Origin of the sequence: Rhizobium sp. CIAT894, assembly GCF_000172795.2 — a bacterium.
In the GTDB taxonomy this organism is placed as follows: Bacteria; Pseudomonadota; Alphaproteobacteria; order Rhizobiales; family Rhizobiaceae; genus Rhizobium.
Map to the genome: position 1 here is coordinate 1,857,879 of NZ_CP020947.1, position 12,339 is coordinate 1,870,217.

At 65.4% G+C, this 12,339-nt stretch carries 13 protein-coding genes; all 13 read right to left on the reverse strand.

The window, feature by feature from the left end:
• Window positions 1-140: 140 nt before the first annotated feature.
• The 13 genes from RHEC894_RS09230 to RHEC894_RS09285 all read right to left on the reverse strand — a co-directional run bounded on the left by RHEC894_RS09230 (window position 141) and on the right by RHEC894_RS09285 (window position 12,242).
• The gene (locus RHEC894_RS09230; RefSeq protein ID WP_085737037.1) at window positions 141-1,025 is read right to left on the reverse strand and encodes a replication initiator protein A; all 885 of its coding nucleotides are present in this window, start codon (window positions 1,023-1,025) and stop codon (window positions 141-143) included.
• Window positions 1,026-1,036: 11 nt separating this feature from the next.
• The gene (locus RHEC894_RS09235) at window positions 1,037-1,318 is read right to left on the reverse strand and encodes a helix-turn-helix domain-containing protein (protein WP_085737038.1); all 282 of its coding nucleotides are present in this window, start codon (window positions 1,316-1,318) and stop codon (window positions 1,037-1,039) included.
• Between the two features lie 133 nt (window positions 1,319-1,451).
• Window positions 1,452-1,940 carry a DUF2285 domain-containing protein gene (locus RHEC894_RS09240; RefSeq protein WP_089152728.1) on the reverse strand — a complete coding sequence of 163 codons (489 nt, stop codon included), beginning with the start codon at window positions 1,938-1,940 and terminating at the stop codon, window positions 1,452-1,454.
• Window positions 1,894-2,205: a DUF6499 domain-containing protein gene (locus RHEC894_RS33350; RefSeq protein WP_245339507.1), complete on the reverse strand. Its 312-nt coding sequence runs from the start codon at window positions 2,203-2,205 to the stop codon at window positions 1,894-1,896. The genes RHEC894_RS09240 and RHEC894_RS33350 overlap by 47 nt, the downstream gene beginning before the upstream one ends.
• Window positions 2,206-2,336: 131 nt before the next feature.
• Window positions 2,337-2,600, reverse strand: a complete 264-nt coding sequence (locus tag RHEC894_RS09250; protein WP_085737040.1) for a DUF2285 domain-containing protein — start codon at window positions 2,598-2,600, stop codon at window positions 2,337-2,339.
• Window positions 2,601-2,692: 92 nt separating this feature from the next.
• Entirely contained in the window at window positions 2,693-2,950 is a 258-nt protein-coding gene (locus tag RHEC894_RS09255; RefSeq protein WP_085737041.1) for a hypothetical protein, read from the reverse strand.
• Window positions 2,951-3,136: 186 nt separating this feature from the next.
• Window positions 3,137-3,463, reverse strand: coding sequence for a DUF736 domain-containing protein (locus tag RHEC894_RS09260; RefSeq protein ID WP_085737042.1), 327 nt, complete (start codon window positions 3,461-3,463; stop codon window positions 3,137-3,139).
• Window positions 3,464-4,025: 562 nt separating this feature from the next.
• Window positions 4,026-4,469, reverse strand: coding sequence for a hypothetical protein (locus RHEC894_RS09265; RefSeq protein ID WP_085737043.1), 444 nt, complete (start codon window positions 4,467-4,469; stop codon window positions 4,026-4,028).
• A gap of 141 nt (window positions 4,470-4,610) precedes the next feature.
• Window positions 4,611-4,775, reverse strand: a complete 165-nt coding sequence (locus tag RHEC894_RS32950; protein WP_164517680.1) for a hypothetical protein — start codon at window positions 4,773-4,775, stop codon at window positions 4,611-4,613.
• 218 nt (window positions 4,776-4,993) lie between these two features.
• Window positions 4,994-5,512: a hypothetical protein gene (locus tag RHEC894_RS09270; protein ID WP_245339508.1), complete on the reverse strand. Its 519-nt coding sequence runs from the start codon at window positions 5,510-5,512 to the stop codon at window positions 4,994-4,996.
• Between the two features lie 139 nt (window positions 5,513-5,651).
• Window positions 5,652-6,575: a DUF2493 domain-containing protein gene (locus RHEC894_RS09275; protein WP_085738916.1), complete on the reverse strand. Its 924-nt coding sequence runs from the start codon at window positions 6,573-6,575 to the stop codon at window positions 5,652-5,654.
• Window positions 6,576-6,882: 307 nt separating this feature from the next.
• Window positions 6,883-7,917, reverse strand: a complete 1,035-nt coding sequence (locus RHEC894_RS09280; RefSeq protein ID WP_085737044.1) for a toprim domain-containing protein — start codon at window positions 7,915-7,917, stop codon at window positions 6,883-6,885.
• Complete coding sequence (locus tag RHEC894_RS09285; RefSeq protein WP_085737045.1) at window positions 7,917-12,242, reverse strand: strawberry notch family protein; 4,326 nt, start codon at window positions 12,240-12,242, stop codon at window positions 7,917-7,919. The genes RHEC894_RS09280 and RHEC894_RS09285 overlap by 1 nt, the downstream gene beginning before the upstream one ends.
• Between the last annotated feature and the right edge of the window lie 97 nt (window positions 12,243-12,339).

Sequence of the window (12,339 nt, forward strand, 5' to 3'; positions counted from 1 at the left end):
GAAGGAATCTAGGTTAGAGAAGTTACAGGGCTCGCAAGTTGCTGATTTAGCAAGCGGATTCGACGATTCCGGTCCCCGATAGCACGAGGATCGGGTCCTCGATGGCACGATGGGTCCGGTCCCTGATAGCACGAGACGATTCACAGCTTATCCCCAGAGCGGGCGAGCGCGCGGCGACGCTGGCGCGGGATGCCGAGCGCGTGCGGGTCGTTGGGTTTGAAGGAGAGGATTTCGGGACCGCCGAGGCATTGCTCGATGGTCAGGCGATAGCCGGGCAGCGGCTGGCGACGGACGATGTCGCGCAGGTCGTAGGCGAAGTGCTTGAGTGGCGAGAGCGAGCCGGACTTGGCGTGGAGATGCGGAAAATCGAAGCTCCAGCCGAACTCCTGCTTTCCGCCGTGCTTGCGCACGAGCCGGTATAGCCAGCGTTCAAGGCCGCCCGTCAGACCGAAATAATCGCGGTCGATCGTCAGCACGAGCGCGTCGTCGAGGACGGCGGCGTAGAACCAGTCCGGCAGGATCAATTCGAGCCCGAGCGGCCGTCCGCGCGCATCGGCGCGCTCTTTCCACTCGTTGATCCAAGAGAAGCGGTGCAGCCGCCGTTCGGTCGGCTGGCGGATCGATGTCGCCACCGTGGTCGACTGGAGGCGGTCGAGCGCGGCCTTCAGCCGGTCGTAGTCGCGTAAGGATACGCCTCGTCCGACGAATTGCAGAATCTCGTAGGGCGTGGTCGCCATCAGGCGCGACGGCCGCAAGCCGTGGTCGCGCGCCTCGACGATCTGGGACGCAGCCCAGATCAGCACGTCGGCATCCCAGATGGTGGCCATGCCATGCTCGGGCACGGCCTCGACGCGGATGACGACGGAGCCGGCCTTGAAGTCGATCGGAGCGATCCGCTTCGACTTGCCGAGCGCGAAGAACGGGTACGCCATCAGGTCCTGCGCATCGCGCGGCGCGAGATCGCCGGGCAGCGCCCGGAAGAGATCGAGCTGCTCGCGTTCGCTGCTGTGATGGCGCGCCGACATCCGCAGATCGCTCAGCGCTGGGGCGCGTGGCTGCGTGCCGCGCCTGCCGGTTCGTGACGCTTTGCCGGCAGGATCGTGTCGGTATCCGCGGTCGAATTCTTGGTGCCACGATTGGCCCAGGCCTGCAGATCCGCGATCGCATAGACCACTCGACCACCGAGCTTTTTGAAAGCCGGTCCCGTGCCGTAGGTCCGATGCTTTTCCAGCGTGCGGCCCGACAGGCCGAGGAAGCGAGCCGCCTCCGGTGTACGCAGGAAGCGAGGGGGAACGTGGACTGTCGCGCTCTCGGCCATGATCGAAGCTCCGTGTGGTGCTGGGGTGCTGCCGGATGACGGCGGCGGTTCCAGCGCACGGTCGATCGATCGAAGGCGATCCGCGATGTCGAAGATTTCGAGAGATAATCGACACCCTGGAGGGGCGTCGTTGCTATGATTTCCGCGGGCGCCGGAGCAGGTCGCGATAGCCACCGCGCACCAGCTTCATTCCGTCGCGAGCGAGGCGTATGGTCGTCTCGCGAAGCGCGTCTCCCGCCCACGAGGCTGCGTCGATCTTGTGATTTGGGAAGAGAGCGATGGCGATCGCGCGATAGGTCTGACGCTCTAGGCGCGCGTCGACTGCTCGGAGCATTTGTCTAAGGCGCTGCCTACGCTGCGTGGTCAATCGCGGGTCTGGCGACGTCGGCGGTGACCGCAGGCCGCGCCAGTATCGCGCGATCGCCTCGAGACGATCGGGCGTCGCGTCATCGAGAATGACGATTGCTGCGATTGGGCGCCCTCCGGTCTCGGGGTCGATCAGCCGCGCCCAAATGTCCCCGCCGACGGCCTCAATCCGCTCGGAAGTAGGATTTGCAGAAGGTATGCCTGGGACGTCATCGTCCGAAGCAGGTGCTGCCCATGTGGGAGCAGCCTGAAGGATTAGCGTCCACGGGTCGGCTTCGGGCGTCCAGCTCGTGTTTGCTGACGGCGCAGGGACGTCTGGGTTGGCTGCGAAAAGACAACCCCCATTTGTCGGACAACGCCTTGAGTGCGGACGCGGAGTCGTGCCCTTCACTGCGAAGCAACGCGTAGTCCCGCTGATACTCCGGATTTCGCCTCAGGAATTCCCAGGCCAAATCTGGAGCGTCAAGCTCATCAATGTAATCATAGGCGGTTGAGATCCGCCATCTGCCTTGCTCCGGCATCGTATGGCCTCCCACCCCTCGCTAAGCACGAGGACTGCAAGCTCTAACGATGCTCGGTAGAGTCGCAATTTGGGAAGCCCGAAGACCAGAGCGGGTGATGCGATTATTGCATCACCCGCCGGCTCAAATCGTTAATGAAAGCAGGTGCGGATCAGGTCGCGAAATCCGTTCTGGGTCATCCAATGCGCACGGGCCAGATGGTTCCTATAGACCTCTTCAGCGCGGGACTTCTCGCATTTTGCGTCGATTCCGAAGATGACTTCCGCCACTTCTTCCCAAGGCGCGCCGTCCGTTTCTGCGTCGAGCAGGCGCAGATATGTCTTCAGATGCGCCCGATCGTAATCGGTCAGCCTAGCCTCCGTCGGAGGTTGGTCGAGATATTCGATTCCAGTCATCGTTAACGCCCCTCCCGGTTCATAACCGAAACGGATGGAGTTTGCACGGCGGTGATAGCGTATCGACGGCGGTGTTCGACGGTTTGCGCCACTTAGGGCCTTCGTCGTGCTCGCTCACTGTTTTGCCGGACAATCATCACTCCTTCGCCCTGGTCGGAGTTGAGGAACACGATGCCGTTTTCCTCCAGCGCCCGCCGGACCTGATCGCGCGTCGACTCGTGAACGGCGAGCCCGCTTTCGGACTCAACGCGCTTCAGAGCGGTCAGCGATACCAGGGCCTTGTCAGCGAGCGTCTCCTGATTCCATCCCAGTAACGCGCGTGCGGCCCGAGACTGTCGGGCGGTGATCATGCATGACCACCTCCTACATCCGGGACTGCGCACGCCACGAAAACGACTATAATAGTCGCCTTGGGATGGAATGGCGAGCTTAAATCACGCCTTCGCGCTGGTTTCCAAAGAACGCTGCGGCAAACCGATTCGGTCGCCTTGCATCGCTCAGGCCCCGACCTCTCGGCCGGGGCCTTGCGCAGCGCCTCAGTCGCCGCGCCGACCGTTGGGGCGGGACCAGATCAGCGAGAAAGTGTCGCCATCCTCGTCGTCGAAAAGGTTGGCGTAGATCGGGGCGTTGAAGCTCGGATCGTCGAGCTTGAGGCCCAGATAGTCGCGTCCCTCGGTGGAGCGCTTGGACCAGGCTGCACCGATCTCGGCGCGGCCGACCAGGACCCGGTGGCTGGGGGCGTTGTCACCGGTGGCGCGCTGGTCGGGGACGATACGCACGTTCTTGGCCTGGACGCTGAGGGTGACGATTTCGCCGGTGAACTCGTTCGAGCCGGTCTTCTTGAAAGTGCCGATGGTCGCCATTGTAAATCTCCTTTTTCGTTCCCGAGCCGCTCCATTGCGGCCTCGATGGCGATCGGTTGGCCGGAGGCGATCGACGGCGCACCCCGAAGGGGCCTGACAGCTAAGGAGGGCTTTCCTGTCTCGCGAGGAATGACGGCGCAGCCGGTAGGGGAAGAAAGTTCGACGCGGCTGTTGCGTCATAGGCGATCGCGGCGAAGCCGGCCTTCGGCCAGATCAAGCCATTGCAGAGGCCGTTTGGAGCGCTCGAGTGGCGGGCAGAAAGGGAGAGATGGCGGCCGCCACTTCCGCCAAGATGACATCGAAATGAACCTTACAGGCGAGCTCGTCCCTTGTCCGGGCCAATCATGGCATCACGACCAGCCGGTCTCCCGGGGGACGTCCCCGCATCACCGGATTTCGGCGCAAGCTCGGACGGCTGAAGCTGCGCCTGCGCGCGCCGTGGGTCGCTCTCAGTGCCGAACGACGGTCCGCATTCTAAGCCCCGCAACCGCCCACACTCCTGACGGAGACGCACGCCTTGATCGTCGTCCTGGGCCGTACCGCGACGGTTAGATGCGTGATCTCAGGCCCGCGCGAGGTGCCGGCCGGTGGGGCCGCCGGCCGTAGCCATTCCCGCGACCCGCACGAAGGCCGTGATGCCGACGGCGATCGCCCCGATGACGGAGAATGTGATCTGCCAGGCGTCCGACGGCATCAGGTGCTTCACGATACCATGGGTGGCGTGAAAGCCCGCGACGGCTGCAGGTGCGACGAAGATGACGGCGACGGCGAGCTTCAGCCACATCGGCCGTGCGAAGGTGATGAGTAGTTGACCGAACGCGAAGGTGACGGCCGCGGCGATCACGCCGATCAGGATTGCGCCGGGAATGCCGGCCCCGGTGCCGTGGGCCCAGGCGCCTGCTGCAAACCCCACGAAGGCCGGCAGCGCGAAGACTGCCAGCGTGAACAGCAGCCAGCAAAGCAAGCCTATTGCTGCGATGGATGCGAGTATAGCGAGAATGATCATAGTGGTGGCCTCCGTTCCAAAAGGTCTGACGGTTGCGCCTGCCACCACCACCACGGCGCGACCGGACTATAGCTCAAGATCGACCGCGCCGGGAGCGGAAATCGCGTGGGATTTCCGCTTCGGCGGACCGGGTTTCCCCGGTCAGGCGAAAGGATCGATCTCATGGACTATCGCTGCGGTGTCGCCGTCATACTCGTTGGCCGGCATGACGGAGTGGGTGCCGTCGCCGGCCTGGAAGATGACGATGGCGGCCATCAGCGAGGTGGCGAGGCTGAAGGCGAAGGCTTGCGCTTGCTTGAGGGACATCGATCCGGCTCCTGTTTAGAGCGGAGGACCATCCCCCGCTGACAGGCGCCCGAAGTGTCGGACTGGTCGCTGCAATCATCGCGAAGGCGCAGCCGTAGCGGCGGCATGCTCGCATAGCCGACCCTTTACGGGTTGATGGCGCCAAGCGGCCAGTCTGGCCAAGGATCAGCGCAGAAAAGCGGGTGTGGTGCTCGGCATCGGTAGCCGGCCCTGTCCCGTCAGTCGGGAAGCATCTGCATTCGCCATGCCGGGGCGTTGGCGATGTAGTCGCGGTAGGCATAGTTGATCAGGTCGCGCACCAGCTCGAGCAGCCCGCCGACCGGCAGACCGTCGAACGGATCGCCATGCGCCATGCCGTTGCGCCGCTGGCTGAGGCTGGGCTTCGCCTCGCCGGTGACGAACCCGATCGCCGTGCCGCCAGTGCGGACGATCATCGGGATGTGCGCGTCAGTCAGGCCGTCGACTTCCACCATGTGCTTCAGCATCGTCGCGAAGGTGCGGCCCTTCTTCGGGATCTGGCCGCCGTATCGGTCCATCGTGGCAAGTTCGAGGGCGATCAGCGCTGCGAGTTCGCCGGCCTTCACTACGTCGAGGTCGACCCAGCCCAGAAGGTAGAGCGTCTGCGCACGCGCGAATTTCGCGCGCACTATGTCAGGGATGCGCTCGTCGATGCCGAGGCCGACGATGAATCTCCGCCATGCCTGCGGATCGTCGAACTGAAGGAAACCACCGGGCATTCCCGGCGACGGCCAGGGGATGATGAGCGGATCGGTACGCGGCGGAAGGTCCAGGTCGAGATTCAGAGGCTTTTCCTTTCTGATATTCGGCTGTGCAACAATACTCGCGATCGACAAGTATTGCGAAGTCTGACGGCGCTTACGCGCCGCCGAACTTCCAGACCGGGATGCCGAGCTTCTTGGCCTTGTCGGCGAGGTTGTCGCTAATGCCCGTGCCCGGGAAATGCATCACGCCCTTCGGCACGATCTCCAGCATCTCGTCATTGCGCTTGAACGGTGCGGCACGGCCGTGCTTCGTCCAGTCGGGTGCGAAGCCGATTTGCGGGACATTGCGATTCTTCGCCCAGAGCGAGGCAATTTTCTCTGCGCCCTTCGGCGACTTGCCGTGGACGAGGACCATATTGGGGTGCTTTTGATGCACCTGATCGAGCTTGGCCCAGATGAGCCGGTGATCGTTAAAGTCGAGCCCGCCGGTGACGGCGATCTTCGGGCCTGGAGGAAGTAGGACCTCCTGATCGGCACGCTTTTTCGCCATCAGGAAGTCGCGGCTGTCGATCATCGCCGAGGTAAGATTGCGATGGTTGACCTTCGATCCGCTGCGCGGGAGCCACGGCTTGCCGACATGGCGTTCGTAGTGTTCGGCGGCCTGGTCGCGCATCAGTTCGAAGGCCGCCTGGCGTTCGAGGAGCGTCTGGCCCTCGGCGATCTGGCGCTCGAGTTCGACCGACTTCACCTCGCTGCCATCCTGTTCCCGCTGCGAGCGCTTCTGGGCCTGCTCGTTGTCGTCGAGTTCGCGTGTGATCCGTTCGGTGGCGCGGTGGAAGACATTGACGGTCGACCAGAGGAGATCGTCGAGGTCGGGTTCGAGGCGTGTGTCCTCCAGCGTGACGATCAGGGCGTCGAAGATGTCGGCGACGGCACCGGCGACTGAATTGCCGTCCGGGAGGAGCCGTTGATCCGGTTCATCGGCGAAGGGCCGGTAGCCGTGGAGCTGAAGTTCGTTGAGGACGTGATCGGTGGGTGAGGATTCGTGGTGCGGTTCGAAGTCGTCGTGCGCGTTCATGGGATGCTCCGTCGGTAGGACCGCGACCGTCGCGGCCTTCATGGCGACGAAGCCCACCGGCGGGACGGCCTTGCACCCGGAGCGCAGCGCAGGGCCGAAGCGCAGCGGAGGATGGCGAAGGACGGCTATTTTGCCTCGCGATGGAAAGGCGCGGTACGCGCCGCCGGAAAATAGTCGACCGCCGCCATTGCCGGGCCGGCCCGACTGTGGGCCGATCGCCCTCTCGAAGGCCGAGGCGCGGTCCTCTCAGGCGACTTGGGGCATCCGGACGGGCGTGGCGTCACCGCCGCCACCTTCCTCCTGCCGGCTAGGCCGCCAGCGCCATGAAACGCTCCACGTCCTGCGGTCCGATCTGCATCCGGGTTTGGCTTCTGACCGCGTCGATGCCGAGGGTGCGGAGATCCTCGTTGAAGTCGCCGAGCTGGGGCGAGATCACGATCGCCTCGATCCCGGCCGCATTCGCCCGTTCAACTAGGCTGTCGCGCGCACCATCACCGGCCGGATCGTCGTCGCGCAGGATGTAGAGCCGCCGCAGCGTGTCCGGGAACAGGATGGCAGCGAGATGGGCTGCGGAGAGCGCCGCCAGCATCGGCATGTCGGGCAAGACCTGCCTGACCGACAGCACGGTCTCGATGCCTTCGCCGGCCGCCATGACTTCGCCGCCCGTGCCGAAGCGCACCGCGTTGCCGAGAAGATCGCCCATCGCCCGCCTTGGCGTGTCGAGTGGCGCCTTGTCGCGGCGTCGCGGGTCGAGCCAGGTCCGATGCGCCCCGGTGACCCTGTCGGTGAGGTCGGTGACGGCGGCGATCATGGCGGGCCAGGTCTCGGTCGGAGAATGCTCGTCGGGTCGATAGTAGCAGCGCGGGTGGAAGCGCAGATTGCCGGTTCCGCGTAAATCAGTAATGCAGCGTTCCCGTAGATATGACTGTACGAGCGTGCCCGTAATCGGCTGCGACATGCCGATCAGACGGCGGGCCGCCTCGGGCGACCCGTGTGGAGCGGGTGCCTGACGAGGATGTTCTGGCACGGGTTCGGGCTGCGGCATGCTGAGGAAGGTCCGCGCCTCGTCCGCGACGTCCTTGAAGTCGATAAGGCCGCAGCTCTCCCGGATCACGTCGAGGAGATCGCCGTGCTCGCCTGTCGCAGCGTCGGTCCATTTGCCGGCCGGACCCTTGGGCGAGTCCTTGAGCCGCACATACATCGAGCGGCCGGGCGTGTTGCGCACGTCGCCAACCAGCCAGTAGCGGCCCTCGCGCCGCCCGCTGGAGAGGTAGTGTCGGCACACCGCCTCGGCCTGCCGGCCGAGACGGTGCGCAAGAGCGGAAGCATCGTGACGAGACATCACGCGGCCTCCCGCTCGGAGATGCGCGCTACCGGATAGGTGTCGAGCAGCTTGGTGAGGATGCTCACGCCATTGGTGTCGGCTGGCACGAAGAAGCGCAGCTTCCAGGAGATGATCTCGCTGAACAGGCCATAGGCTCGCAGCCGCTCGCGCATCGCCTCGGTGAAGCCGTTCAGCTCCAGGCGATAGGCGCTCATGACGCGGGCGCGGCGAAGCTGGAGGCCCTCGGCCAAGTCGAGGATCGTGCGGCCTTCCATCAGCGCGGCGAAGGCATGTTCCGGCGTCAGCGTGCTCGCCCCCTGAGAGGCGGCGTTCGCAGCCCAGGTCGGCGAGACGCGGCGGCCGATGATCCGCTCGCCCGCATCGGTCTGGAGCCGGTACACTCTGGTCGACTCGTCCGGCAGGCGCTTCCAGATCGGCAGCAGCAGGCCGGCAACGATATGGATCGTGCTGTCGGAGAACTCCGGCACGTCGGCAAGCTCGGCCTCCCAGGCGGCGGAGAAGCGCTCGCGGTCGGCTTCCTCCCAATGGCTCTCATCCATTATGCGCAGCGGCGCATAGTGCTGCTCCATCGGCCGGATCAGGCACACGCGGCGTTCGATCTCGCCATCGTCGAGCATCATCGACGGGGCCGTCATCTGCACGGCGGCGCGGCCGGAGCGCCCGTTGACCAGCAGCCGCGCGCGCGGATCGGCAAGGTGGTCGAGCGCGGTGGCCAGTGTGACGGGGCGATTACGCTCCCGGCGCGTGATGGTCAGCAGTCGCGTCTCCGCGCCGGTGCCGGGATGGACATGGATCACCTGGCTGTCGGTGACCACGAAGCTCTCGGCCTGCAGCGTCTCCAGCCCGACGTCATAGTGGCCGCTGCGAATCGCACCCTCGATCTTCGCAGTCAGGAGCTGCTCGAACGCGGTGAACAGGATGCCCTGCAGCTCGATGGTCAGCGCCAGCAGCCGGTTGAGGAAGGTGGTGATCGGCGGCAGCTCGTCCTTGATGCCATTGTCGTCCATCAGCTTCAGGCCGGTGGCGGTCTCGAACCGATCGAGCGAGCATCCCTCGACCTTGCCGCGCACGAGTAGCAGGTAGAGTTGGCGGAGCGCATCGCGCGCATAGTGGGATTCGAGATTGTCCTCCGGCCGGAACAGGCCCTGACCGCCGGTCTGGCGCTGGCCGCGCGTGATGGCGCCGAGCGTGTCGAGCCGCCGTGCGATCGTGGAGAGGAAGCGCTTCTCGGCTTTCACGTCGGTGGCGATCGGCCGGAAGAGCGGCGGCTGCGCCTGATTGGTCCGGTTGGTGCGCCCGAGCCCCTGAATCGCCGCATCGGCCTTCCAGCCGGGCTCCAGAAGATAGTGGATGCGCAGGCGCTGGTTTCGGACAGCAAGGTCCGCGTGATAGCTGCGGCCTGTGCCGCCGGCTTCGCTAAAGATGAGGACGCGCTTGTCGTCGTCCATGAACGACGCGGCTTCGGCGAGATTGGCGGAGGCCGCCCGGTTCTCCACGGCAAGCCGGTCGCCCTTGCGCACGACGCGGCGCGAGCGGTCGGTCACCTCGGCGACGACTTCGGTGCCGAAACGCTGGACGATCTGATCGAGCGCGCCGGGGACCGGCGGCAGCGATGCCAGGCGTTCGATCAGCTCGTCGCGCCGCGCGACGGCCTCGCGGCTCTCGACGGGCTGGCCGTCGCGATAGACCGGCCGCGACGACAGATTGCCCTCGCTGTCGGAGAACGGCTCGTAGAGCTGCACCGGGAAGGAATGGGCGAGATAGTCGAGGACATATTCGCGCGGCGTCATGTCGACGCGGACGTCATTCCATTCCTCGGTCGGGATCTCGGCCAGCCGGCGCTCCATCAGGGCTTCGCCGGTCGAGACGATCTGGATCACGGCGGAATGGCCGGCCGCCAGGTCCTGCTCGATCGAGCGGACGAGCGTCGGCGTCTTCATGCTGGTGAGGAGATGGCCGAAGAAGCGCTGCTTGGCGCTCTCGAAGGCCGAGCGCGCGGCCGACTTCGCCTGACGGTTCAGTGTGCCGGTGTCGCCTGTGATGTTGGCGGCCTGCATCGCCGCATCGAGATGATTATGAATGATGGCGAAGGCGCCGGCATAGGCATCATAGATGCGGGTCTGCTCAGGCGTGAGCGGATGTTCGACCAGTTCATATTCGACACCGTCATAGGAGAGCGATCTGGCCGTGTAGAGGCCGAGCGCGCGGAGATCGCGGGCGAGCACCTCCATCGCTGCGACGCCGCCATTCTCCACCGCCTCGACGAATTCGGCGCGGTTGGCGAAGGGAAAATCCTCGCCGCCCCACAGGCCGAGGCGCTGGGCATAGGCGAGATTGTGGACGGTGGTCGCGCCGGTCGCCGAGACGTAGACGACCCGGGCGTTTGGCAGCGCGTGCTGGAGCCGGAGGCCCGCACGGCCTTGCTGCGACGGGGCCACGTCACCCCGTTCTCCCTTGCCGCCGCCGGCGTTCTGCATCGCGTGGCTCTCGTCGAAAATGATCACTCCGTCGAAATCGGAGCCCAACCATTCGACGATCTGTTTGACGCGCGAAAGCTTCTCCCCACGGTCGTCGGACCGTAGCGTAGCGTAGGTGGTGAATAGGACGCCTTCGGGAAGCCGGATCGCCTTGCCCTGCGGGAAGCGCGAAAGAGGTGTGACCAGCAACCGCTCCATGCGAAGGGCTGACCAATCACGCTGGGCGTCTTCAAGCAGCTTGTCTGACTTGGAGATCCACACGGCTTTGCGGCGACCCTGAAGCCAGTTGTCGAGGATGATGCCGGCCGACTGGCGGCCTTTGCCGGCGCCGGTGCCGTCGCCGAGCATGAAACCGCGGCGGAAGCGAACCGCGTTCGGCGCATCATCCGGCGCGGCGGTGACGAGATCGCCGGTCTCGTCGACGGTCCAGGCCCCGGCGAGATATTCTCCATGAGCCTCGCCAGCATAGATCACCGTCTCGAGCTGGGCGTCGGAGAGGATGCCGTCGGCGACGATCGGCGCCGGCAGCGTCGGCCGATAGCTTGGCTTCGGCGGCGCGACCGAGGCCATGGCGGCGGACTGCACGAGCTTGGTCGGATGCGGATGCGCTCCACCGATGCGGATCGACTGGAGGGCGTAAGCCTCATAGATCGAGTCCGACAGGCGGCTGCTCTCCGGCGGCGTCCAGTCGATCGTCTCATAGGCAAGCGGTGCGCCTTCGACATGGGCGATGCGGCGGGCGGGCTGAGCTGTCGCTGCGCGAGCGAGATAGCCCCGCACTGTGCGCGGCGTGGCCGCAGGTATCGCGGCGGGACGCGCGATCGAAACCGGCAGGCGCGCGGGAAGCTGCGTGTCGATCCAGTCGAGCAACGTCGCGACATCGGGCGCGATTCCGGCGGAGTCTGAAAAATGCTCGGGGTCCTCGGCCGGCGCCTTATCGATCACCGTCAGGCGGGTCTCGATGGTCGTGCCATGCTTGGCATAGACCGAGCCGGCGATCGCGGCGGTGAAGACAACGCGGCCGTGATCCTGCAGCCGGACGAACGCATCCCGCCAGGCCGGAGACTCAGGCGAGAAGTTCGCGTCTGTGATAGCGACAAGCCGTCCGCCGTCGGCCAGACGGGCGAGCGCCGAGGCGACATGCCGATAGGCTGCGTCGGCGACGCGCCCAGTGACTTTCGCCATCACCGAAAATGGCGGGTTCATGATGACGACGCTCGGCACGGCGGCCGGATCGAGATGGTCGTCGATCTGGGCGGCGTCGAAGCGCGTCACGGGCACGGCCGGAAAGAGAGAGGCGAGAAGATCGGCGCGGGTCTCCGCCAACTCATTGAAGATGAGCGATGCACCCGCGGTCTCAGCTAGGACGCCGAGCAGGCCGGTGCCTGCGGACGGCTCCAAGACACGATCGGCCGGGGTCAATGTTGCCGCCGTCAACGCGGCAAGGCCCAGCGGGATCGGCGTGGAAAATTGTTGGAAGGCTTGCGCCTCTTCGGATCGGCGCGTCTGCGTCGGCAGCAGTCCGACGATCTTGGTCAGTGCGGAGAGCCGTGAAGCCGGCAATGTGGCTTTGCGGAAAAGCGGCTTTCCGTATTTACGCAGAAACAGGACGATCGCCGCCTCGCAAGCGTCATAGGCGGCTTTCCAATCCCAGGCACCGGATGCGTCGGACGCGCCGAAGGCGTCCTCCATGGCGCTGCGCAGCGTGGCGGCATCGACGGCGCGGCCCTGTTCGAGGTGGGGGAGGATGCGCTCGGCGGCGGCGAGAATGGCGGCGGCCGGCGGCGCGGCCGGGCCGAGCGGAAGCGAAGCCGCCTTGGCGGCGGGGATCGGAGCATGAAGCATGGAGGGGAACCTCGGAGAGCAGGACAGGGGCGAGCCGGCCCGGCGCTCTCTCTCGACCGGACGGGCTCAAACCCGTCCCGGCAGCCCTCGAACTCTC